This window comes from Streptomyces vietnamensis (assembly GCF_000830005.1).
Lineage (GTDB): Bacteria > Actinomycetota > Actinomycetes > Streptomycetales > Streptomycetaceae > Streptomyces > Streptomyces vietnamensis.
In genome coordinates, this window is sequence record NZ_CP010407.1 from 3,432,402 (window position 1) to 3,454,733 (window position 22,332).

24 protein-coding genes and 1 pseudogene are annotated in these 22,332 nt (G+C 72.7%); 9 read left to right on the plus strand and 16 right to left on the minus strand.

Features of this window, described 5'->3' with window-relative positions:
• Positions 1–17: 17 nt before the first annotated feature.
• On the plus strand, positions 18–2,390 hold the full coding sequence (locus SVTN_RS15160; RefSeq protein ID WP_078908360.1) for a YfhO family protein: 2,373 nt from the start codon (positions 18–20) through the stop codon (positions 2,388–2,390).
• A 51-nt stretch (positions 2,391–2,441) separates the two neighbouring features.
• Here the strand turns inward: SVTN_RS15160 and SVTN_RS15165 are convergent, their stop codons facing one another.
• Positions 2,442–2,939, minus strand: a complete 498-nt coding sequence (locus SVTN_RS15165; RefSeq protein WP_041129580.1) for a GNAT family N-acetyltransferase — start codon at positions 2,937–2,939, stop codon at positions 2,442–2,444.
• A gap of 88 nt (positions 2,940–3,027) precedes the next feature.
• Positions 3,028–4,041: an AraC-like ligand-binding domain-containing protein gene (locus tag SVTN_RS15170; protein WP_041129581.1), complete on the minus strand. Its 1,014-nt coding sequence runs from the start codon at positions 4,039–4,041 to the stop codon at positions 3,028–3,030.
• A gap of 237 nt (positions 4,042–4,278) precedes the next feature.
• On the opposite strand from SVTN_RS15170, the gene SVTN_RS15175 reads away from it, so the two are divergent.
• Positions 4,279–4,650 (plus strand): peptidase inhibitor family I36 protein, encoded by a 372-nt coding sequence (locus SVTN_RS15175; protein ID WP_041129582.1) that lies wholly within the window; start codon positions 4,279–4,281, stop codon positions 4,648–4,650.
• 31 nt (positions 4,651–4,681) lie between these two features.
• Positions 4,682–5,557 (plus strand): hypothetical protein, encoded by an 876-nt coding sequence (locus SVTN_RS15180; protein WP_078908362.1) that lies wholly within the window; start codon positions 4,682–4,684, stop codon positions 5,555–5,557.
• A gap of 43 nt (positions 5,558–5,600) precedes the next feature.
• Here SVTN_RS15180 and SVTN_RS15185 read toward each other — a convergent pair whose 3' ends face one another.
• A complete protein-coding gene (locus SVTN_RS15185) occupies positions 5,601–6,329 on the minus strand; it encodes a DUF2625 domain-containing protein (protein WP_041129584.1) in 729 nt (242 codons plus the stop codon).
• A gap of 66 nt (positions 6,330–6,395) precedes the next feature.
• Between SVTN_RS15185 and SVTN_RS15190 the strand changes: the two genes are divergently transcribed.
• From SVTN_RS15190 to SVTN_RS15205, 4 genes are all read left to right on the plus strand, one after another.
• Positions 6,396–6,770, plus strand: a complete 375-nt coding sequence (locus tag SVTN_RS15190) for a PadR family transcriptional regulator (RefSeq protein WP_041129585.1) — start codon at positions 6,396–6,398, stop codon at positions 6,768–6,770.
• Positions 6,767–7,339 carry an HAAS signaling domain-containing protein gene (locus tag SVTN_RS41000; protein ID WP_052499118.1) on the plus strand — a complete coding sequence of 191 codons (573 nt, stop codon included), beginning with the start codon at positions 6,767–6,769 and terminating at the stop codon, positions 7,337–7,339. Before SVTN_RS15190 ends, SVTN_RS41000 begins: the two co-directional genes overlap by 4 nt.
• Positions 7,340–7,386: 47 nt before the next feature.
• On the plus strand, positions 7,387–7,995 hold the full coding sequence (locus SVTN_RS15200; protein WP_041129586.1) for a GNAT family N-acetyltransferase: 609 nt from the start codon (positions 7,387–7,389) through the stop codon (positions 7,993–7,995).
• 227 nt (positions 7,996–8,222) lie between these two features.
• Positions 8,223–8,741, plus strand: a complete 519-nt coding sequence (locus tag SVTN_RS15205) for an RICIN domain-containing protein (RefSeq protein WP_078908363.1) — start codon at positions 8,223–8,225, stop codon at positions 8,739–8,741.
• Positions 8,742–8,872: 131 nt separating this feature from the next.
• Here SVTN_RS15205 and SVTN_RS44260 read toward each other — a convergent pair whose 3' ends face one another.
• The 3 genes from SVTN_RS44260 to SVTN_RS15215 all read right to left on the minus strand — a co-directional run bounded on the left by SVTN_RS44260 (position 8,873) and on the right by SVTN_RS15215 (position 10,445).
• Positions 8,873–9,037 carry a hypothetical protein gene (locus SVTN_RS44260; protein ID WP_159026452.1) on the minus strand — a complete coding sequence of 55 codons (165 nt, stop codon included), beginning with the start codon at positions 9,035–9,037 and terminating at the stop codon, positions 8,873–8,875.
• A 231-nt stretch (positions 9,038–9,268) separates the two neighbouring features.
• Entirely contained in the window at positions 9,269–9,514 is a 246-nt protein-coding gene (locus tag SVTN_RS41005; RefSeq protein WP_052499120.1) for a hypothetical protein, read from the minus strand.
• Between the two features lie 157 nt (positions 9,515–9,671).
• On the minus strand, positions 9,672–10,445 hold the full coding sequence (locus SVTN_RS15215) for a glycosyltransferase family 2 protein (protein ID WP_041129587.1): 774 nt from the start codon (positions 10,443–10,445) through the stop codon (positions 9,672–9,674).
• 67 nt (positions 10,446–10,512) lie between these two features.
• Here SVTN_RS15215 and SVTN_RS46595 point away from each other — a divergent pair.
• A pseudogene (locus tag SVTN_RS46595) lies at positions 10,513–10,639 on the plus strand (nucleotide sugar dehydrogenase); the annotation flags it as partial.
• Positions 10,640–11,054: 415 nt separating this feature from the next.
• On the opposite strand, the gene SVTN_RS15225 reads toward SVTN_RS46595, so the two are convergent.
• The 6 genes from SVTN_RS15225 to SVTN_RS15250 form a co-directional block, all read right to left on the minus strand.
• Positions 11,055–11,489, minus strand: coding sequence for a VOC family protein (locus SVTN_RS15225; RefSeq protein WP_041129589.1), 435 nt, complete (start codon positions 11,487–11,489; stop codon positions 11,055–11,057).
• A 43-nt stretch (positions 11,490–11,532) separates the two neighbouring features.
• Positions 11,533–13,851: an RNA polymerase recycling motor ATPase HelR gene (gene helR / locus SVTN_RS15230; RefSeq protein WP_041129590.1), complete on the minus strand. Its 2,319-nt coding sequence runs from the start codon at positions 13,849–13,851 to the stop codon at positions 11,533–11,535.
• Between the two features lie 163 nt (positions 13,852–14,014).
• Entirely contained in the window at positions 14,015–14,413 is a 399-nt protein-coding gene (locus SVTN_RS15235) for an LppU/SCO3897 family protein (RefSeq protein WP_041129591.1), read from the minus strand.
• A 128-nt stretch (positions 14,414–14,541) separates the two neighbouring features.
• A complete protein-coding gene (locus tag SVTN_RS15240; protein WP_041129592.1) occupies positions 14,542–16,224 on the minus strand; it encodes a serine/threonine-protein kinase in 1,683 nt (560 codons plus the stop codon).
• On the minus strand, positions 16,221–16,823 hold the full coding sequence (locus tag SVTN_RS15245) for a hypothetical protein (RefSeq protein ID WP_159026453.1): 603 nt from the start codon (positions 16,821–16,823) through the stop codon (positions 16,221–16,223). Before SVTN_RS15245 ends, SVTN_RS15240 begins: the two co-directional genes overlap by 4 nt.
• 106 nt (positions 16,824–16,929) lie before the next feature.
• Complete coding sequence (locus tag SVTN_RS15250) at positions 16,930–18,978, minus strand: N-6 DNA methylase (protein WP_041129594.1); 2,049 nt, start codon at positions 18,976–18,978, stop codon at positions 16,930–16,932.
• Positions 18,979–19,150: 172 nt separating this feature from the next.
• On the opposite strand from SVTN_RS15250, the gene SVTN_RS15255 reads away from it, so the two are divergent.
• Positions 19,151–19,852 (plus strand): Rv1352/Rv1906c domain-containing protein, encoded by a 702-nt coding sequence (locus SVTN_RS15255; protein ID WP_041129595.1) that lies wholly within the window; start codon positions 19,151–19,153, stop codon positions 19,850–19,852.
• 97 nt (positions 19,853–19,949) lie between these two features.
• On the opposite strand, the gene SVTN_RS44265 is transcribed toward SVTN_RS15255, so the two are convergent.
• From SVTN_RS44265 to SVTN_RS15270, 4 genes are all read right to left on the minus strand, one after another.
• Positions 19,950–20,324 carry a hypothetical protein gene (locus SVTN_RS44265; RefSeq protein WP_159026454.1) on the minus strand — a complete coding sequence of 125 codons (375 nt, stop codon included), beginning with the start codon at positions 20,322–20,324 and terminating at the stop codon, positions 19,950–19,952.
• Positions 20,273–20,782 (minus strand): DUF4265 domain-containing protein, encoded by a 510-nt coding sequence (locus SVTN_RS15260; RefSeq protein WP_041129596.1) that lies wholly within the window; start codon positions 20,780–20,782, stop codon positions 20,273–20,275. Before SVTN_RS15260 ends, SVTN_RS44265 begins: the two co-directional genes overlap by 52 nt.
• A 192-nt stretch (positions 20,783–20,974) precedes the next feature.
• The gene (locus SVTN_RS15265; protein ID WP_041129597.1) at positions 20,975–21,697 is read right to left on the minus strand and encodes a hypothetical protein; all 723 of its coding nucleotides are present in this window, start codon (positions 21,695–21,697) and stop codon (positions 20,975–20,977) included.
• Between the two features lie 145 nt (positions 21,698–21,842).
• Complete coding sequence (locus tag SVTN_RS15270; RefSeq protein WP_041129598.1) at positions 21,843–22,325, minus strand: SMI1/KNR4 family protein; 483 nt, start codon at positions 22,323–22,325, stop codon at positions 21,843–21,845.
• Positions 22,326–22,332 lie beyond the last annotated feature (7 nt).

Below are 22,332 nucleotides of genomic sequence, written 5' to 3' on the forward strand. Positions count from 1 at the left end.
GTCATATTCGATCCGTCATGCCGAAAACCAAGCGTTCGTACCTGCTCTCCGCCCTCCTCGCCGTCGTCGCCGTCTGCGGCGGGGACGCCGTCGCCCGGGTCTTCCCCTTCGGGCCGCGCCACCGGGCCGTCAACGACCTCGCCAACCAGTTCGTGCCGTTCCACGCGCACCTGTGGGACCTGCTGCACGGCCGGGCGGACGGCGGGCTGCTGCTCGACTGGCAGGCCGGCTGGGGCACGAGCTTCCTGCCCGACTACGGCACCTACCTGTCGAGCCCCTTCGCGCCCCTGGTCGCGCTCTTCCCGCGCGGGGACGTCGAGTACGCGGTGTACGCGGTCACCGTCCTGAAGACGGCGGTCGCGGCGGCGGCGATGACGTTCCTGCTGCGGCGGCTCGGCCCGGCGGGCGTGTGGTGGTGGGCCTCGGTCCTCGGCGCCTCGTACGCGCTGTGCGGCTGGTCGCTCGCGGAGGGCACGTACAACCCGATGTGGCTGGACGGCCTGATCTCCTTCCCGCTGCTCTGCCTGGTGGGCGAGTGGGTACGGGAGGGCCGGCGGCCGCTCCTGGGCCCGCTGGTGGTGGCGGTCTGCTGGCTCGCGAACTTCTACACGGCGTACATGGCGACCCTGGGCGCCGCCCTGGTGCTCCTGGTCCGGCTGGCGCTCACGGACTCCTTCCGCGTACGTGTCCTGGGACGGGCGGCGCTGACGACCGGGATCGGCATCGGTCTCGCGGCCCCCGTCCTGGTCCCGGTCTTCCTCGGCTCCCGGCACGCCTACCCGGGCGTCGTCCGGGACTTCGCCCCGGCGGCCGGTACGGACTTCCTGGCCCGGCTGCTCCCGGTGACGTACAGCTTCGCGACCCCGGCGGCCTTCGTCTGCACGGCGGTGCCGCTGCTCGCGGGGGCGCTGCTCTTCCGCCGGGACGCGCCGGGCCGGGAGCGGTGGCTGTGGGGCGGCCTGTGCGCGGCGGTCGCGCTGTCGATGCAGTGGGGCCCGACGCACCTGGCCTGGCACGCCTTCGCCACCCCGAACGGCAGCCCGTACCGCCAGACCTTCGTCCTGTCCGGCGTCCTCGTCCTCGCCGCCTGGACGGGCCTCGCGCACGGCCTCCCGGACCGCAGGTCGCTGCTCGGCGGTACGGCGGTCGTCCTGGCCCTGACGGCCGGGGCCCTCCCCAGCCCCCTCCTCACCTCCTGGTCGCTGCTCCTCGCGGGCGCGGGCCTGGCGGCGGTGGCGGGCGCGTTCCTGCTCCCCCGCCGGGGCCGGTACGGGCTCCTCGCCGCGCTCCTCGTCACCGGCACCCTGCTCGGGCAGGCGGCGGCGACGACGGCGTACGCGGACCGGGAGCGGCTCGTCCGGCTCGACGACTACCCGCCGTGGGGCGCGGAGCACGAGCGGCGGGCGGCGGCCCTGGCGGCGGCCGACGGCTGGCCCGCGTACCGCACGGACTCCGGCCTGCCCCGGGTCGCGGGCAACGATCCGCTGCTCCTGGGCGGCCAGGGCGCCGCCTACTACAGCAGCCACACCCCGGCGGTCCTGACGGAGACCCTCGCCGCACTGGGCGGCGGCTGGACCTCGCGCGGCCGGAACCTGCTGAGCCTGGACAACCCGGTGACGGACGCGCTGTTCGGGGTGGGCGCGCGCTGGCGGGACGGCGAGCTCGTCCGTACGGACGCGTACCTGCCCCTGGTGACGGTACGGCCCCCGGGCCCGCCCCCGGCCTACGGCCCGTCGCCCTTCCGCAACCAGGAACTCCTCCTCGGCGCCGAGGTCTACGAGCCCCCGCACGCGGGCGCGTGCCGCGTCGGTACGGAGGTCTTCCTCTGGGCCCCGGACGCCACGGGCACGGCCCGCCTGGGCGACCGCGAGACCCACCTCCTGGGCGGGCGGCCGAAGCGCCGCGCGGCCCTGACGTCCCTGGGCGTCCAGCGGGTCCCCGGCCTGAAGCCGGACCTCCCGGGCCCCGGCGAACTCGGCTGCCTGGACCACGACCGGCTCCGCTCGGCGGTGACGGCCCTGCGCGCCCGCGCGGCGACATCGGTCCGCGTCACGTCCGACGGCATCCGGGCCACCCTCCCGCCGGGCTCCACGGGCACGGCGGTCGTGGCGACCCCGCACATCGCGGGCTGGCACTGCGAGAACGCCACCCCGCTCTCCTACGGCGGCCTCCTCGCCGTCCCGGCCGAGAACGGCGAGCTCTCGTGCACGTTCCGGCCCCCGGGCCTGCGGGCGGGCCTGGCGGCGGGGGCGGTGGCGGCGCTCGGCCTCCTGGGAATGGCCGTATGGACGGTCAGGAGCGGACGATCGCCTCGTCCCGCAGCTCCGGCGGGAGGTGGCGTCGTTCGTCCTCGTGGCGAATCTCCGCTGGTCCGCCCACGGGAAGGATGACGGCCCCGAGGGCGTCGGCGATCCGGGCGACCACGAAGAACGTCTCCGCGCTCACGGCCGGAGCTCCCAGCGGATCTCGCCGTCCTGTTCGTCCTCCGTCGGCACAAGGCCCGCCGCGCGGGCCACGGCCGCGGAGGCCGCGTGGTCGGGGTGGACGTGGGCGACGACGGTACGGACGCCCTCGTCCACGAGCAGTCCGACGAGCGCGCCGGCCGCCTCGCGGGCGATCCCCCGCCCCTGCCACTCGGTCCCGATCACCCACGCGACCTCGGCGGTCCGCCCGCCCTCGGTGACCGTCGCCTGCACGGTCCCGGCGAGCCGGTCCTCGGCGCGGACCCGCACCACCCAGTTGCACCAGACGACCGCCGGGTCCGGGGACCCGGCGGTCAGCCGCTCGTACCGGGCCCGGAGTTCGGGCCCGGTCAGCGGGGTGCCGCCGATGAAGACGTGCAGGGCGGGGTCGGCGAGCGCCCTGGCCATCTCATCGGCGTGCGTGACGGCGAGCGGAACGAGGTCGAGCCGCTCTGTCCGTACGGTGGTCGTCTTCACTCGTTGAAGTCCCAGATCCCTTGGTCGTTGTTCCTGGTCATGATGATCCCTCCCCCGTCCTCTCGAAGCCTGTCGAACGGCTCCGAGCCTAGGAACGCGCGGCCCCTCCCGCTGTGCGCTCGGCGCGGGCCTCCTTGACGCTCAGCGCGCGGTACTCGGTGGGGCTGAGTCCGTACGCCGCCCGGAAGGCGCGGCTGAAGACCGCCGGGCCGCTGAACCCCCAGCGCGCGGCGACGGCCTGCACCGGGCGTCCGGCGAGTTCGGGGCGGGCGAGCTCGTCGCGGCAGCGCTCCAGGCGGCGGCGCCGGATGCGGGCGTGGACGGTCTCGCCCTCGCCGTGCGCCTGGAACAGCTGGTGGAGGGTCCGTACGGAGACGTGGTGGGCGGCGGCGACGGCGGCCGGGGTGAGGTCGGGATCGCCGAGGTGGGCGTCGACGAAGGTGTGGATCCGCTGGATCAGGGCCCGCGACCGGGCCTCGGCGGGGAGTTGCTCCTCGGCGTCGAGGTTCTGCGCGAGGCAGGCGGCGACGAGGTCGACGACGACGGAGCCGAGTCGCGGCAGGTCCTCGGGCGCGCACTGCCCGGCGTGGCCCTCCAGGGAGCCGAGGAAGGAGGCGAGGACCGCCCCGAGCCCGTGCCCTCCGGGGATCCGGCTGGCGAGCAGCCGGTCGATCCGGCGCGAGCGCAGCGGCAGGACGTCACGCGGGAGTTGGAGCATGGTCAGCTGCACGGGCCCGGAGTCGGTGGGCATGGCCGCGTCGGAGGGCCGCGAGGTGTCCCAGAAGACCAGGTCGCCCGCCCCGACGCTGCAGTCGTTGCGGTGCTGGGACAGGACGGTGGCGCCGCGTCGCATCAGTCCCAGCTGGTACTGCTCCGGGTCGCCGCGCCGGATCAGCGCGGGCGTGCGGCGGGACCGCAGGGGCGAGAAGCCGAACCGGGCGATGCGCACCGTCTTGAGGTCCAGTACGGCCGCCTCGGCCTGGAAGTCGGCGGTCCGGTCGATGCTGAGCGCGGTGGGCATCACCTCCCGGCTGACCAGATCGGCGAACCAGTCGAACCGTTCCTGCGCGGGCAACTCCCCTGCCGAGACAACAGACCACATCGCGTACCCCCGTACTCCCCCGTCGATCTTCCTGTCGGTGGCCAGAATGCATCGGCGCGAACACGTTTGTCGCCGGTTTCAACTATCGGCGTGGCGCGCCCTCCACACCATCCGACCTGCACTTCAACGTCCTTCCGTTGGAGGCGCGTTGGAAGCGACTTGAGGATCGGTTGGCCGCCGCCGGCAGTGTCGTGCCGCACCGAAAACCCCGGTGCACGAGATACGGGAGAAGACCTCATGAACCTCAAGCGATCGCTCGCCGCCCTCGGCATGGCGGCGGGAGTGGCCCTCGGCGCGGCGGCCGTCGCGCCGGCGGCGAACGCCGCCCCGGCGGGCTGTGCCAGCGGCGGGCTGTGCGTGTACTGGAACACCAACTACCAGGGCAGCGTCCAGACGGTGTACCAGAACAACGCCGACCTGACCGGGTACGCGAACTTCAGGACCGCCCTGCACGGCTCCGCCTTCAACAACGGCAACAGCTGCAACGTCGTGCTGTGGAAGGCCACGAACTACCAGGGCACGGGCTGGGCGCTGGACCGCGGCACCGGCTGGACGGACATCGGCGACAACCTGAGCACCATCGGTTCCAACAAGTGGTGCACCTACTAAGTCGATGAGTTCCAGGAGACGCACCGCAGCCGTGGCGCTGCTTCTGGGTCTCGGTGCCGCCGGATGCTCGACGTCCGGCGGCACCGCCGCACCCGGCCCCGCGCCACTCCCCGCACCCCGCCCCTTCCAGGGCGTCACCCACTACCCCGGCTCGCAGCTCACGGCCCTGCACACGGCGGAGGAGGAGCTCGTCGCCGCGTGCATGAAGCGGCGCGGGTTCACGTACCGCCCCCAGCCGCTGGCCACGGGGAACCACCTCGCCGACGTCAACCCGTACGGGCTGCTCAGCGTCGCGCAGGCGGTGAACGACGGGTACGGCATCACGAGCACCGCGCTGTCGATGCGGCCGCCGGCGGACGTCAACGCCGCCGCGGGCGCGGACAAGCGCTGGAAGGAGGCGCTGCTCGGCACCCCCGCCCACCGGGTGAACCTGGCGATGCCGATGAAGCGGCAGTTCTTCTACCAGGCGGACTCCTGCGTCAGCGACGCCAAGTCCCGGCTCTTCGGGGCGGATTACTACAAGCTCTACAACACCTTCCAGGTGCTGAGCGACGCGGTGGTGGAGAAGGTGCGGGCCGACCGCCGCTACCGGGAGGCGCAGACCTCCTGGCGCACCTGCATGAAGGCCGCGGGGACGGAGGCGGAGGCCTTCGGCGATCCGCAGGGCACGGTGGACGAGCAGCTCCGGCAGGCCGGCCAGGACCCCGCCCGGCTCCACGCCGTCGCCGGGGTCGAGCTGAAACTGTCCAGGGCGGACGCGGGCTGCCAGGCCGAGACCGGCCTCACCGCCGTCGTCGCGGCGGCGCAGACCGACGCCGAGAAGACGCTGGGCGCGGGCTACGCCGACGAGCTCGCCGCGCTGCGGAGCATGCAGCGGAAGGCCCTCGCGACGGCGAGCGGCGACTAGGACCTCTGTCCGGCGGGCCCGGTCCTGAGGCGGCGGACAGGTCCTACACGTCGCCCAGAAAACCGGGGTCTGTCCCGTCGAGCTGCAGGGCCGTCTCGCGCCCGAGCCCGAGCAGCTGCCCCAGGGGGACGACCGCGCGGCTGGTCCCGGCCAGGTCCTGGTGCGCCTCGGCGGACCACAGGGGCGGGTAGAGGCTGAGTCCCTCCCCGCCGGTCAGGCCGGGGACCTCCTCGCGCCAGCCGGGCCAGCGCAGACCCTCGTAGAACTCCTCGACGCCCCCGGCCAGGACCCACGACAGCCAGGCCCCGTAGCCGGCGCCGATCGCGTCCCAGCGCAGCGAGTCGGGGGCGAAGTACACCATCTCGCCGGGGCGGCCCGGCAGTCCGGTCTCCTCCTCCGTACCGCCCTGGATCGCGAAGGCCCCGCCGAGGACGTCGTGGGCGACGACGAGCCCGGCGGCGGGCCGCCAGGCGGGGTCGGGCTCCTCGGGGTAGCCGTTGATCCGGGCGAGGCCGGGCAGGCGCCGGTCGTTGTGGGCGGCCGGGCTGCCGTACACCCGCAGCCAGCCGTCGTCGACGAGCGCCCCGCCGGTGTGGAACAGGAACGCCCCGAGGAACGAGCGGACGGTGACCTGCGTCTGGAGGAGCGTGGCCGCCGCCTGCCCAGGGTCGGCGTCGAGTACGCGGACGGGCACCTTCGCCGCCCGCAGTTCCTGTTCGAGCAGCGGCCACGCCGGCTCGTCGACCTCGGTCAGCTCACTCAGTTCACGCACGTGGAAATCGTCGCACGCGGTTCGGGGGCGTTGATCGACGGCATCCTCGGGGGTATCTTGCATTACATGGTTCCTGGCGAAGCAAGATCCGAGACGGCGGCCGGAAAGGTCGCCAGTCAGCTGCGCAAGGGCGTACTGGAGTACTGCGTCCTCGCCCTGCTGCGCGACGGCCCGCGCTACGGCGTCGAGATCCTCGACGAACTGGCCGCGGTCAGCGTGATGACCACCAGCCAGGGAACGATCTATCCCCTGCTGTCCCGGCTCCGCCGCGACGGGCTCGTCGACACCGAGCTGCGCGAGTCGGCCACCGGCCCCGCCCGCCGCTACTACACGCTCACCGCGCCGGGCAGGACCGCGCTCGCCGAGTTCGCCGAGGACTGGCCGCGCTTCCGCGACGGCGTCGACCACTTCCTGACCGCATCCCATGGAGGCTCCGCATGACCGGCACCGAGCACCCCCTCGTGACCGACTACCTGGCCACGATCGAGCGGGAGGCGTCCTTCCTGCCCGCAGGGCGCCGCGAGGAACTCCTCGCGGACCTGCGCGAACACCTCGCGGTCGCCGTCGGGGAGGAGCAGGACGCGGAGGCCGTCCGCACGGCCCTGGAACGGCTCGGCAGTCCCGCCGCCATCGTGGCGGCGGCCCGCGAGGAGGAGCCGGAGACGGCGGCCGTCACCACTCCCCCAAAGGTCCAGCCCCGGACGCGGAACACCGTCACCGCGATCCTGATCGGCCTCAGCGGGTTCGCCGGCCTCGCCGGCTCCCTGCCCGCCGTGGCCGCCCTGATCGTGGGCCTCATCCTTCTGTGGACGTCCGACGCCTGGGACCGGAGCACCAAGACCCTGGCGACCGCCCTCACCCTCGCGACCCCGGTCGTGGTCGCCCTCGGCGGGTTTCTCCTCGCCGCCCGCTTCGGCCCGACGGAGCTGCTCACCATCCTCGCCGTGGGCATCGCCCTGCCGGCGACGGCGGCGGTGCGCCTGTTCCGTACGCAGCCCAAGGCGGCCTGACCGGCAAGGGGACCCCCCTCGCCCAACCAAGATCATCAAGGGTCAGAATGACCCGTATGACCCTGGCGAACACACCGAAACCGGCCACGATCGAGGACGCTCGCGCGGTCAGCGGCACGCTGGCCGCCGCCTTCGGCGACGACCCGATGATGCGCTGGTTCTTCCCCGACGAGGCCTCCCGCACGACGGACCTCGGCCGCTACTTCACGACCCTCTTCACCCGGCAGTACGGGCTCCACGGCGTCTGCGAGCGCACCGAGTCGGCCGCTGCCTTCTGGGTGTCGCCCGAGGGCGCGGACAAGGCCGTCCCCGACGCGGAGACCGTCCAGGAGCTCGTGGAGATCCTCGGCGACCGCGCCCCGGTCTTCCAGGAGGCCGTCACGGCGGCCGCCGAGCACGGGCCGAAGGAACCCCACTGGTACCTCGCCGTCATCGGCGCCGACCCCGCCGCCCGGGGCCAGGGCCACGGCTCGGCCCTCCTCCGCTCGGGCCTCGCGAAGGCCGACGCGGACGGCCTCCCGGTCTACCTGGAGTCGTCGAAGCCGGACAACCTGCCGGTGTACGAGCACTTCGGCTTCAAGGTCGTCGACGAGTTCGCCCTGCCGGGCGGCGGCCCGGTCCTGTGGGCCATGAAGCGGGACCCGCAGGGCGCCTGATCCTTCCGCTCGGCGGGGGCGGCGGGGCACAGGTCGGCGGGATCGGCCTGCCGCTCCCGTCCGCCGCCGACCGGGCGGAGCATCACACGGTCCAGGTGCGGCCCGGGAGTTGGCGGGACGAGCCGCCGCCCGAGCGCGCACGGCGGGGGCCTTGATGATCGTGCTAACTTCCGTGGCGAGCAGGCCGCCGGCCACACGGCGGCCCAGGAGACAACGGGGGATCATTCATGCGGAAGAAGACTGCCGTCATGCGTCTGGCCGGGGCCGCCCTGGCGGCGGGTGCGCTGGTCGCGACCGTCCAGGTGCCGAGCGCGAGCGCCGCAAGCGGGTGGACGCTCCAGAACATCAACAGCGGCAAGTACCTGGAAATCGGCGGCTGGTCCACCGCCAACGGCGCGACCGCCAACCAGTGGCAAGTGACCGGTGGCGCGAACCAGTCGTGGGAGATGTACTACGCCACGACGGAGACGGGCCTCACCATCAAGAACGTGAACAGCGGCAAGTGCCTGGAGATCGCCGACTGGCGCACGGACAACGGCGCTCCCGCCCGCCAGTGGGAGTGCACCGGCGGCAAGAACCAGCAGTGGGACCACGTGTGGCTCAGTGACACCAGCAACGTCACGCTGCTCAAGAACCGCAACAGCGGCAAGTGCCTGGAGATCGCCGACTGGCGCACGGACAACGGCGCGCCCGCCCGCCAGTGGGACTGCCACGGTGGCAGGAACCAGCAGTGGGACCAGCAGTAGGAGCGCGATCGGGTTCGCCTCTGCCCGGCACGTCTTCTCCATGAGCAGACCGGCGAACGGCCTGTCGTGACCCTCACGACAATGACCGTTGCCGCACCAGGGCCTGTCCGGCCCGATCCGCCGGACAGGCCCTAAGCCGCGTCGGCGGCGAGCCAGGCTTCCGCTGCCGCCCGCGCCGCGTCCGCGTCCGCATCCGCCTCGCAGTCGGGGCAGCGGCCCGGTTCCCAGGCGCGGAAGGCGACCTCCTCGCAGGTGACGCAGGTCTGGATCGGGGCCGGGCCCCGGACCGGGAGCACCGTGGGGAGCGGTGGCGGGAGGAGGGCCTTCAGGCGGTGGGACAGGATGCCCGCCGGGTGCTTGAGGTTCTCCGGGAGGTCGGCGAGCAGCGTGCGGCGGACGGCGTCGGGGGTGGCGCCCCGGGCGAACCAGGCGTCGACGGCCGGGGCCAGGTGCCGGATGTCCCGCTCGGAGAGCAGGAACCGGGCGTCGTGGCGACGGAGGCCGAGCAGCAGCTCGGTGGCCGGGGTCTACGGAAGGGCGGGGGTCTCGTCCCGCACGGGCCCGGACTCCTGACGGGGGCTCGGGACTGCGTCCGACACCTGACCGGGGCCCGAGACCGGCGCCTCACCGGGGCCCGCGCCCGGCACCTGACCGGGGTCCGGGACCGGCACCTGACCGGGGTCCGGGACCGGCGCCTTGTCGGGGTCCGGGTCGTCGTCCGGCTCCGGGGGCTCCGTCGCGCCCGGGTTGTTGTACGAGACCGTACGGGTCACGATCCGGCCGCGAGGCGCTCGCCGACGGCCAGCACGACGTCGCGCCGGAGGACCGCCGCCTGCTGCTCCAGTTGTTCCTGCGTGACAGGGCCGCCGCGGAACCGACCGCCTCGCAGGCCGAGCGGGTGGGCGTCTGGCCGGGTCTCGCCGAAGGGGGCTAGATCCGCGAGTTGCGCAGCGACTGCCACGCAGCGCCGGCCAGCGCCCGCGTCGACCGGGGCACCGACAGCCCCTCGTGCTCGCGGTACAGCTCCCAGTTGTACCGGACCAGCGACAGCTTGTTGGAGGACAGCGACCCCGCCTGGTGGGCCCTGTACACCGCGAGCGGCTCGGGCAGCCCCCGGGCGTCCGCACCCTCGCGCATGATCGACAGCCACAGGGCGTAGTCCTGTCGCTTCCGCATCTCCGGCATCAGCCGCGTGCCGAGGACCGTGCGGTCGTACATGGCGGTGAGAGCGCCGATGTAGTCCCGGACCAGCATCGCGCGGTAGTCCACGTGCTCCCGCGCACGGACCACGCGCCCGTTCGGGGTGAAGTCGGTGCTCTCGCCCTCGTAATCGGCGTCCATCTTGAAGTACGAGGTGAACGTCAACGGCGCACTGCCCGCCGCGGCGAATGCGATCTGCCGCTCGGTCTTCTCCGGAAGCCACATGTCGTCGCTGTCGAGAAAGGCGACGTAGTCCCCCCGGGCCCGCTCGATGGCGAGGTTGCGTGCCCGGCCGGCACCGCCCTGTTCCGGTGCCGACACCGGCTTGACGCGCTCGTCCTGCCGGGCGAACTCCATGAGCAGGTCCATGGAGTCATCGGAAGACTTGTCGTCGGTGACCAGCAGCTCCAGGTCGCTGTGGGTCTGCGTGAGCACCGACCGAACCGCTGCGCCGAGCGTCGCTGCCGAGTTGTACACGGGCATCACGACGGACACCAGGGGCACAGCGCTTCTCCTCGCTCGGTCGAAGACGACGTTCCATTCAAGCACTGGAATCGTAGTGGGAGCTGCCATGCATGTTGTTGTCGCTGGTCAGGGCTACGTGGGGCTGCCCTTGGCCGTACGCGCCGCGGAGGTGGGCCACCGCGTCGTCGGCTACGACGTGGACGATCGCCGGATCAAGCGGCTGGCGGTCGGGGTGCACGTTCCCGAGCCGGTCGTCCCCGGGCAGCGGGCGGCCGAGCACGAACGGCACGGCGGCCCGTTCGCCGCCGTCCGCCGGGTCGAGGCGACGCCGGAGGAGCTGGCCGCAGCAGACGCAGTGGTGCTCCTCGCCGACCACGACGACTTCGACTACGAGGCGGTGAAGCTGCACGCCCAGTACGTGCTGGACTGCCGGAACCGGCTGTCCGGCGCGAACGTCGACGTTCTGTAAGCCCTGGCCCCAAGGACACGAAAGGCCCCTGAACAGGTAAAACGCCCGGCCAGGGGCCCCTCTCACGACTACCGGCAGACGGGCCGGGCTATACGCCGCGGAGACACCGACCCGCCCGGTACGCCGAAGCGGCCTCCGCCCCATCTCGGGCGGAGGCCGCTTCGTACGACGTCAGGTGCTCAGTCGAGGCAGAACTCGTTGCCCTCGGGGTCCTGCAGGGTGATGCAGGACTCGTTCTCCCCGTCGGCGTACTGCGTGTACAGGTGGGTCGCGCCGAGCTTCACCAGGCGTGCGCACTCGGCCTCCAGGGTGGCCAGGCGCTCGTCGCCCACGAGGCCCTTGCCGGCGCGCACGTCGAGGTGCACCCGGTTCTTGACGACCTTGCCCTCGGGGACGCGCTGGAAGAGCACGCGCGGGCCCGCGCCCGTGGGGTCGGAGCAGGCGAAGTACACCGGCTGCTCCTCGAACGACAGCGACCGGTGGTACTCCGACCAGGTGGCGAACCCCTCGGGGACCGGCGGGAGGACGTACCCCAGCACCTCGCACCAGAACTCGGCGAGGCGCGCGGGCTCCGCGCAGTCGATGGTGACCTGGACTTCTCTGATCGCTGCCATCCGGTCACCGTACCAAGGGGGCCCTCCGCCGCTCATTTCCTTTTCAGGGACGGTCGGCCGGGGCGCTCTCCAGGATCACCAGGCGCTGGGTCGCGCGGGTCATCGCCACGTACCGGTCGACCGCGCCCGCGACGCCCTCGCCGAAGTCCTCCGGGTCGACCAGGATCACCAGGTCGAACTCCAGGCCCTTCGAGAGGGACGGGGTGAGCGAGCGGACGCGCGGGCGCTCCGCGAACGCCGGTGCGCCGATGACGCAGGCGACGCCCTCGGCGTTCTCGGCGAGCCAGGCGTCGAGGACGGCGTCCAGGTCGGCGACCGGGGCGTGGACGACCGGGATGCCGTTGCCGCGGATGGACGTCGGCACGTTGGCGTCCGGGAGCGCGGCGCGGATGACCGGCTCGGCCTCCGCCATGACCTCCTCCGGCGTGCGGTAGTTGATGCTCAGCGACGTCATGTCGATGCGGTCGAACCCGACCCGCTCCAGGCGCTCCCGCCACGACTCGGTGAAGCCCTGCCGGGCCTGGGCGCGGTCGCCGACGATCGTGAAGCTCTTCGACGGGCAGCGCAGGAGCAGCATCTGCCATTCCGCGTCCGTCAGTTCCTGCGCCTCGTCGACCACGATGTGCGCGAACGGGCCGTCCAGCGGCTCCCGTTCGGCCGTCGGCAGGGCGCTCTCGTCGATCAGGCTGTCCTGGAGGTCCTTTCCGCGCAGCATCGTGACCGCGCCCTCGCCGTCGGCGTCGGCCGCGACGATGCTGTCGATGACGCCGGCCATCCGCTCGCGTTCGGCGGCGACGGTGGCCTTGCGCCGCAGCTTCAGCCGGGCCGTCTCCGGGTCGCCGAGCCGCTGCCGGGCCGCGTCCAGGAGCGGCAGGTCCGAGACCGTCCACGCCTGGGCGTCCGCGCGCCGCAGCCGCTTCACCTCGTCGGGGGTCAGCCAGGGCGCGCACATCCTCAGGTACGCGGGGACCGTCCACAGGTCGCCGACGAGGTCGGCCGCCTCCAGCATCGGCCACGCGCCGTTCAGGGCCCCGGTCAGCTCCCGGTCCTGGCGCAGCGACTTCCGGAACTGCTGCTCCGGGACCTCCTCGCCGTCGTACTTGTCGAAGAGGATCGAGACCAGGTGCTCCCAGACCTGCTCGCGCCCCTCGTTGTGCGGGGTGCCCGGCTCCACCGCGTCGAAGGCCTCCGCCCAGTCTGCGGCGGTCAGCCGGATGTCCGACCAGTGCGTGGAGACGGTCATGCCCTCGGTGGGCGGCTCCTCGTAGAACGCCACGGCCTTCTCGATCGCCTTCACCATGTCCGCCGTCGACTTCAGGCGGGCCACCTCCGGGTCGGTCTCCGCCGGCGCCTTCGCGCCCTCGGCGACCAGGTCGCGGACGGTGCAGGTGCGTACGCCCTCCTCGCCCAGGCTGGGCAGGACGTCGGCCACGTAGTTCAGGTAGGGCTGGTGCGGGCCGACGAACAGCACGCCGCCCCGGCGGTGCCCGAGCCGCGGGTCGGAGTAGAGCAGGTGCGCGGTGCGGTGCAGGGCGACGACCGTCTTTCCCGTACCGGGGCCGCCGTCGACGACGAGGGCGCCGCGCGAGCCCGCGCGGATGATGGCGTCCTGGTCGGACTGGATCGTCGCGAGCACGTCCCGCATCCGGGGCGAGCGGTTGCCGCCCAGGCTCGCGATGAACGCGGACTGGTCGTCGAGCGCGGCATGCCCTTCGAGGCCCTCTGCGGTGAAGACCTCGTCCCAGTAGTCCGCGATCCGGCCGCCGGACCAGCGGTAGCGGCGGCGGCTCGCAAGGCCCATCGGGTTCGCGTGCGTCGCCGCGAAGAACGGCTCCGCCGCCGGGGAACGCCAGTCGACGAGCAGCCGGCGGCCGGTGCTGTCGGTGAGGCCGAGACGGCCGATGTAGATCGGCTCGGAGCCTTCCGCGCCGCCCTCGCCCTGCGCGCCGCCCTCGCCGTTCGCGCCGCCCTCGCCCTCCGTGCCGCCCTCGCCGTTCGTGCCGCCCTCGCCCTCCGTGCCGCCCTCGCCGTTCGTGCCCTGTGTGCCGTTCGTGCCCTGTGCGCTCTGCGTGCCCTGCGTGCCGACCACGCGGCCCAGGCACAGGTCGAGGCCGAAGCGGCGCAGCGTCCGCAGGCGGCCGCTCAGCCGGTGGATCTCCGCGTCCCGGTCCATCGCCTCCCGGCCCACCCCGCCGGGCGCCTTCCGCTCGGCGTCGAGCCGCTCGGACAGCTCGGCGATCGTCTCGTCGAGACACCGGGCGATGGCCGCGAAGTGCTGCTCGTCGGCGGCGATGAGCGCCGGGTCGGCCTTGGGAGAGAGGTTGCCGGAGAGGTCGAACACGCCAGCAATAAGGGACGTCATGAAATAAAAACCCCGTTTTCGTGCATCTTTTGGCTTCGAGGGGCGATTGTGCGCCACGGAGGGGGCCTTGCCGCAAGGCCCCCTCTGCGCTATACGTTGAGATAGCGGAGAGGGCCGGAACCCATGGGGTTCCGGCCCTTCGCTTGTGCCGCGGGTCTCGCGACTACTTCTTCGGGTTGACCTCGTCCAGGCAGAGGACGAACTTGTCCGCGTCCCACTGCTGCGCGAGCGCCGAGTGCTCATCGCCGCACACGTTCAGGTCGAAGGTGTTGTCGACGACCTTGACGACCTTGAACAGGTCGGGCTTGCCGGAGGAGCAGTCGACGGTGTCGACCTTCGGGTCGTTGTCGGGGCCGGTGACGGTGACGCACTCGCCGGCCTTGGCGTGCACCGGGGCGTCGCCCGTGAAGTACGGAATGCCGAACCTGACCGCGACACCGATGATGAGGACGACGACGAAGCTGCCGACCTTCTTGAGGAGCGCGGAGCCCTTCTTGGCGGGAGCGGGAGCGGGGGCGGCGGGCTGCTGCTCGGGGGTGAAGGGAGCGGGCGGCGTCGTCATGTGGAATTCCTTGGGGGACGCGGACATGATCAGACGCGAACGTTACATGTGCCAAAACAGGCAAAAAGGATCGTGAAGATCCATTACCCGATCGGTTGCCGAGTCGTAATCCTGTCGCCTCGTCAAGGTCACAGCCCCAGCTGGCGTTGGTGGTCGAGCGCCCTCCGCAAGTCCACCGGAAGCGGGTGATACGGGCCGTACGCGCGCTCCGCGTCGAACAGCAGCCGCTGCAGCTCCTCCCGCCCGGCCGCGTGCTCGCCCGCCGCCAGGAGCAACAGCCCGATCCGCTGCCGGATGTCGAAGGCCCGGGCCGGATCGCGCTCGTAGTACGGCAGGACCGCGCGGAACTCCGCGAGCGCGGCGGCCGTCTCCCCCAACTGCTCCAGGCACAGGGCCGCGTCGTAGCGGAACTGCAGGAACTGCGGGTCCGCCGGGCCCGCCTCCGCGCCGCGGTCCTCCGCGAGCCGGCGCAGCTCCGGCAGCGCGCGCCGGTACTGGCCGTCGTCCATCAGCGTCGACGCGTACTGCTTGCGCAGGATCCGGACGACCGGCGACTGCTCGCCGTGCTCGGCCGCGGCGGCGGGCAGGAGGGAGCCGAGCATGTCCACGGCCTGGGTGAGCGAGCCCTCCCCGAGCAGCCGCTTCACCTCGTCGACGGCCGCGGCGACACCGGGGCGCCCGGACGGCGCCGCCCCGGTCGCGTACACCCGGGGGTCGGTACGGGGGTCCGTACGGGGGTCCGTACGGGGATCGGCCGCCGGGGGCTGGGCCGGGGACGGGGACTGGGGCTGGGGCTGGGCCGGGACCGGGGACTGCGGTGCCACCGGGAGCGGCGGGACCGGGACTGGCGGGACCGGAGGTACGGGCACGGGCCTCGCCGTCGCCCGCTCCGGCCAGGGCGCGTGCGGGCGCAGGAACGGGCGGGTCGGGTCCAGCGGCCCCGCCGGGGCGCCGCGCGCGGGGAGCAGCGGCAGCAGCTGCTCGTACACCTCGTGCGCGCCGGACGGCCGCGCCTGCGGGTCCTTGGCGAGCAGCCGCAGGACCAGCACTTCGAGCGCCTCGGGAACCTCGGGCCGCAGCTGCCGGAGCGGCGCGGGCGGCTCGTACAGGTGGCGGTGCAGCACGCCGAGCGCGGTGGACCCGGCGAAGGGCACGTTCCCGCTGAGGAGTTCGTGGAGCAGGACACCGAGGGCGTACAGGTCGGTGGACGGGCCGACGGCACCGCCCATGGCCTGCTCCGGCGCCATGTACGCGGGGCTGCCGATGGGCGAACCGGTGTGCGTGAGCCGGGTGGTGTCCGTGTCGAGGACGGAGGCGACGCCCAGGTCGAGGACGGTCACGGTGCCGTCCGGGCGGATCATCACGTTCCGCGGCTTGAGGTCGCGGTGCACGATCGGCACCGCGTGCACGGCGGCGAGCACCGCGCAGAGCTGCGCGGCGACGCTGACCGCCCACTCCCAGGGGTACGGGTCGTGCTCGGCGAGGTGGTCGGCGAGGTCGGCGCCCTCCACGTACTGCATGACGAGGTAGAGGTCGTCGCCGTCGCTGCCGGCGTCGTGCACGGTCACCAGGCCGGGGTGGTCGACCTGCGCGGTCACCCGGCACTCGCGCACGAAGCGGCGCCGCAGCTCCTCGGCGGCGGTGGCGGGACCGCTCGCGGTGGCGGGGCCGGTCATGGTGGCGGGCCGGAGCAGCTTCACCGCGACCCGGCGGTCGAGACGTCCGTCGTACGCCGTCCAGACCTGGCCCATCCCGCCCTGGCCGATGACGGTGGCGAGCTCGTAACGCCCGCCGATGACCCGCCCGTTCACCTGCCGCCTTCGCCTTCCCCGGAGTCGTCGCCGCGCAGCAGGTCGCTCAGCTCGTCGAGCTCGGCGCGGACCTGGTCGATGCGGGGCGCGGACCCGGCGGGCGCCTGGACGGGCGGCGGCGGGGCGGACGCGTACGGGTTCGGGTGCGGGTTCGGGTGCGGAATCGAGCCCGGCACCGTGATCGCGCTCGCGCCCGGCGGGTAGCCGTGGCCGTACCCCGGAGCGGCGTACGGATAGGGCGGCGCTCCCGCGGACGGCACCATGACCACGACCGGGGCGGGCTGGTGGTGCCGGATGTCGACCACCAGGAAGTAGCAGGTCACCAGCGCCATCTGGACGAGCAGGACCACCATGCCGGCGGTGTTCATCCACGTACCGGCGAAATGCTGCTCCAGCGGCACCAGACAGGCGATGTTGAGGATCAACTGCGCCCAGAAGAGCGCCCAGTCCCGCCCGGAGCGGCGCATGATCGCGATCCGGAGCATGGCGACCCACGCGAGGAACCCCAGGGACAGGAGCACCAGGACCGTGATGAGCACGCGGACGGTGATCGTGGCCGCCGACGGGCCGGCGGCCCGCGGCGGTGCGGGTGTGGGCACCTGGCCGTACATACGACGCTCCCCCAGACGGATGATCAGGCTAAGAGAATAGGACGGTCTTCACCGGGTCTCCACGCCTCTGCCGTCACGGTCTCGGCTCCCGTTCTCACCCCGGCTCCACGCTGCCGTCGGCGAGGCCGTCGTACAGGCCCTGCACGAGCTGTTCGCCGAGGCGGGCGGCGAGGCGGAGGGCCTCCTCGAACTCCGCGAGGGACTTGAAGTGGGCGCCGTGGCGGCGCTGGTCGGCGAGGGGCAGCCGGGGCAGCTGGAGGCGGCGCACGTCGAGCCTGGTCGCCGTCGAGGCGAAGCTGCTCGCCTGCCGGTTGTTGGCGGTGCCGCGCAGGAAGCCGGCGAGGAACCAGGAGTCGAGGGCGGCCGGATCGGGCCGCAGCAGCTGGAGGTTGCGGCCGAGCGCGGCACCGGCCGTGGCCGCGTCCACGACCCGGGCCACGGAGCCTCCGCCGAGGACGGGGACGACGACGTCGCCCTCGGCGACGAGGACGGGCTCCTCGGCCGGAGCGCCGGCGGGAAGGGTGCCGGAGGGGGCGGCGCCGGACAGGACGTCGTACTCGGTGAGGACGGCGACGGGGCCGCCGTCCTCGGGGGCCGTGCCGGAGCCGCCGGTACGGAGCTGGAGGGCGCCGGTGCGGGCCAGTTCGCCGACGGTCGTGAGGGGGCGGGGCGCGGCGCGCGCGGGGACGGGGGTGGGGGCGAGGCCCTGGGTGCGGCGCAGCGTCTCGTCCAGGCGGTCGCGGACGGTGGCGAGTTCGGGGGCGGTGCCGCCGGCGGCGGGGGCCGTGAGGTAGCGGGCGGGGGCGAGGTCGACCTCGTCGTCGAGGAGTTCGATGACGGGGACGGAGCGGGCCACGGACTCGTCGCCGCCGCGGCCGCTCCAGGCGTCGAGGACCGTGTTCCGCAGGGTGGTCCAGGGGAGCTTGTCGCGGCCGGCGTCGGGGACGAGCCCGGCGGTGTCCACGAAGAGGGTCTCGGCCGGGGGCCGCTGTCCGGCACCGGGCCGGACGAGGACCCAGAGGTGGAGCGGGATGCCGTACGGGGGTGCGGCGCCGGCCGGGAGGGCGATCACGGCCCGGAGCGCCCCGCGGCGCAGGAGGTCGGCGCGGATGCGGCGGCCGGAGCGGCGGGAGGCGACGGCGGGCGGCATGAGGAGGACCGCGGTCCCGCCGTCGCGGAGGCGGGCGAGGGCGTGCTGCACCCAGGCCAGCTCGGATTCCGTACGGGCCGGGAAGCCGTACTCCCAGCGCGGGTCGTAGGCGAGTTCGTCGTGGCCCCAGGTCCGTTCGTTGAACGGGGGGTGGCACAGGACCGCGTCGGCGGCCAGGTCGGGGAAGGCGTCGGCGCGGAGGGTGTCGGCGGTGGCGCAGCGGATGTCGGCGTCGCCGTGGAGGGCGAGGCGCAGGGCGGTGAGGGCGGCCAGGTCGGGGTCGGTGTCCTGGGCGTACAGCGCGGTGGGGTGCGGGAGGGCGCGCAGCAGGCCGCCGGTGCCGGAGGCCGGGTCGAGGACGGTGGCGAGGGGGCGGCCGTCGGGGGCCGCGGCGGCGGCGAGGTCCGCCATGAGCTCGGCGAGCGGGGGCGGGGTGAGGGTGTACTGGCGCGGGTTGGCGTCCAGGTGGCGGCCGAGCAGGAACTCGAAGGCCTGCCGCGCGCCGCCGAGCTCGGCGGCCAGTTCGGCGGCGGCGCGGAGCAGGGGGACGGCGGGGGCGGTCTCGGCCGGGGTGGGGGTGCGGACGGCCCTGGGCGCGCCGAAGCGGGCGGTGAGGACCTCTTCGAGGGGGCCGGAGAGGGTGTCGGCGAGCCGGGCGTCGGGAAGCGCGGCGAGTCCGGTCCAGGCGTCGGGCCGCTCGCGGAGGAGGAGCAGGACGCAGCCGGTGTGCACGAGGCCGGCGACGGTGCCGGCGGGGTGGCCGGCGAGCTGCTGCCAGACGCGCTCGCGGAGCGGGACTTCGGCGAGTTTCCCCTGGTCGCGGAGCCATTGCTCGATGTCGCCGAGGGCGAAGGAGGGGCTGGTCTCCGTTCCTCCGACGGGCTTGGGGAAATCGGCGTGGCGCCGGCGCCAGTTGCTGACGGCGGCCCTGCCGACGCCCGCCAGCCGGGCGATACCGGCGGCGGTGACTTCGGTCGCGCTCTCTTCGGGCACCTGTCCGACTCCCCTCGTATGCGTGTGAACACACCAACCCTACCGCCCATACCGGTTCACAGCGTGAGCGAACTCAAAACCCGTGAACAGTGTTGACTCGGTTCACAGTCTCTGCTGTGATTACGTCATCGAAACACGGAGTCCCCACAGCGCCACGGAAGGTGCCACAGCCATGTCTCAGCAGCAGCGCAACTGGTTCGCCCGCCACAAGGTCCTCACCGCCGCCGGCGCTGTCGTCGCGGTCGTCGTGATCGGCGCGGCGGTCGGCGGGGGCGGCGACACCGACTCCCCCCGGGCCGGCTCGAAGCAGGAGCAGTCCGCGAAGCCGGGCGGCGACAAGAAGGCCCCGGAGTCCAAGGCCCCCGAGAAGAAGGTCGCCACGATCGACGGCGACGGCGACTTCGAGGTGGGCGCGGACGTGAAGCCCGGCCTCTACAGGTCCACGGGCAACAAGGACGCGGAGTGCTACTGGGAGCGCGCCAAGAACGCCTCCGGGGACACGGACGGGATCATCGCCAACGACAACGTGACGGGCACCAGCTACGTCGAGATCAAGGCCACGGACAAGCTCTTCAAGTCCTCCGGCTGCGGCACCTGGGAGGCCGTCGACGCCAAGGCGACCGGCACTCCCAAGGCCACGCTCAAGGGCGACGGCGGCATGTTCAAGGTGGGCGTCGACATCGCCCCCGGCACGTACAAGTCCACGGGCAACAAGGACGCCGAGTGCTACTGGGAGCGCTCGAAGGACGCGAGCCACAGCACGGACACGATCCTCGCCAACGACAACGTGACGGGCACGGCCATCGTGAAGGTCACGGCGAAGGACGCCTACTTCAAGTCCTCGGGCTGCGGCGACTGGGTCAAGACGGGCTGACGCCGACCGGAGCAGGAGGCCGGCGACGGCCGTACGCACGGCACCGCCCTGACCCGCGCGTACGGGCCGGGGCGGTGCCGTGCGTACGGCCTCCGGGTCAGCTGCCGCCCGGCTGGAGGACGCCGTTGACGGTGAGGCGGTAGGGCGCGGGCGCCCTGATCGTCTCGGTGGGTTCGTAGTGGTCGACGACGGCGAAGACCGTTCCGGCCCTCGTGCCCACCAGGCGGCGCAGCCGCCGCTCGTCCAGTACCGCGTGGCGGTCGGCGTCCAGGGGTACGTCCGCCGTCCAGGCCCGCTTGTGGTCGTCCTCAGCGCCGACGACAGCCGCAGTCCGCCTGCCCGCTGGAGATCGGGCGGCCGACCAGGCTCCTTCGAGCTCACCCGGCCGCGCTTCGAAATGGTCGACCGGTACGGCCGTCGTCAGCAGGCGGTTCCCCGCTGAGGAGCCTGGAACGGCTCCGCGTCGCTCCACTCCCAGAACAGCGTCCCGGCCCCCTCGTGCGCATCCATGAACGCCACCAGGGAGGCGGAGTCCCCGTCGCCGGGAACGTCGATCGCCGCGTGCCGGTCGCCGCTCCACTCGAGGGCGAAGCCCGCACTCCGGGCCTGCGCGGCGATGCCGCCGGCGACCTCGTCGAAGACCTGGGGCGCGAGACCCGCTTCGAGGAGCGCCCGCAGCGTGCGGTGGCCGCCCTTCTCCACGACCTCGACGAGCATGTCGTCCTCGTCCAGCCGCACCACGTCGAAGAGGTTCAGCCCGTAGATCCGGAAGGGCACGCACTGCATGACGAACAGGCCGTCCTCACGGCGCCCCAGCCAGATCTGCTCCCACAGGTCGGGGAAGCCGAAGGGCGCCAGATCGGCCATGGCGATGTACTGGCCGGCGGTACGGACCACCGGGTCCTCGTGGACGACGTACTTCTTCGACATGGGCAAAGGCTAGCCGCGGGGCGCCCGACCGAGCGCGCCCTCCCGCTCCTTGTCGTGTTCCCGGCTCACACCATGAGGACCTTTCTGACGGGACGGGCCGTCGACAACGGTGCCCTACGTGCCGCCTCCGCCGTGCACGCGGTTCCGGGCGTCGCGATCGCGGCCCTCGCTCTCGGCAGGACTCGCCGTCGGTCAGTTCAGGGTCTCCAGGACCTCGGCCGGGGACGGCGCGTGGTCCTGTGGCTTGCCGTCGACCACCCACGATCCGTCCCACTCGATCCGCCGGACGTCCCCGTGGCGGTTCTCGTACTCCACGAAGCCGCCGGGCGCGCCCTCCAGGAGCTCCAGCTCCCTGAGCAGCACGTCCGTGGTGGTGAACCCGCGGAGGTCACCTTCGCTTCGGCCGCGGGTCCTCGTGTTGTCGTACCTCATCCGCAGGAAGGGAACGGGCCCGCGGTTCAGTTCCGGCGCGCGGAGCATCCGCTTGAAGCGGTGGAACGCCTCGTCCTGCGTCTCGTTCCCGGAGAACTCGCAGGCGTACGCCGGGAAGACGCCGACCACCAGGTCATGGAGCTCGTCGTACTCGCCCCGGTAGTAGCCGTGGGTGGCGGGCTGGATCGCCGCGACGGCGTCGAAGTCGTATCCCGGATGGGAGAACCCCGTCACCACCTCGAAGGGTCGGGGATCGTCACCCGTCCCGGCATGGTGCTCACGCGCGAACGCGAGCACCGCCCGGACCAGATCTTCGTCGTGGAACTCCCGGGTGTTCACCTGATGAATGCGCGTCCCCTCCTGGTTCAGCGCGAGCGAGAACACGAACATGGGCGTGGGCGACCAGCGCCATGCGCGTTCGAGGCCGGGGTACTCCTCGACATTGTCGATCCCCCGGACTGTCCGCTCTACGTCAAGTGACACCTTCGACCGCCTAACCAGGAGTAATTCGGGCCCTTGTCCTGCCCATTATCGAGCGCGCGAGAGCCTGGCCCTGCCCCGCCCATACGAAGCGGCCCGCCCCGAGAGACTCGAGACGGGCCGCGAACCGCAACAGACCGATCAGAGATCAGTCCTCGTCTTCGCCGAACGTCCGGCACGAGACAAGTCCGCTCACGAACTCCGCGAATGAACTCGCGAGGCGTCTCGGCACCCTGTCTTCGTCGATGTACGCCACGGCGGGCTCACCGAGCGGCCCGCACTCGGAATAGTCGAGCATCACCGTGTCGTGGCCGGCGGAAGGAGTGACGCCGAAGACGACACCGATATCGGGGTACTCCCATTCGTCAATCATGTCGGCTGACACGATTTCCACCCCTTCTTCCCCCCCGATGCCCCGGATCACGTCGACGCAGATGTGATCGCGCGCCCATGACGTGGGGAATTCGGTGGGGAAGCAGCGGTTGCGCAGCACGCCGCCGTTCTGCAGGGACAGCAGATCGACATAGCTCTTCGGCAGACGGACCTGAAGCACGTCCTCGGCTTGCCGAATCATCTCGGCATCCACCGGTGGGCCGACGTACTCGTCGTCATCCGATTGGTCGAAGATCATGACCAAA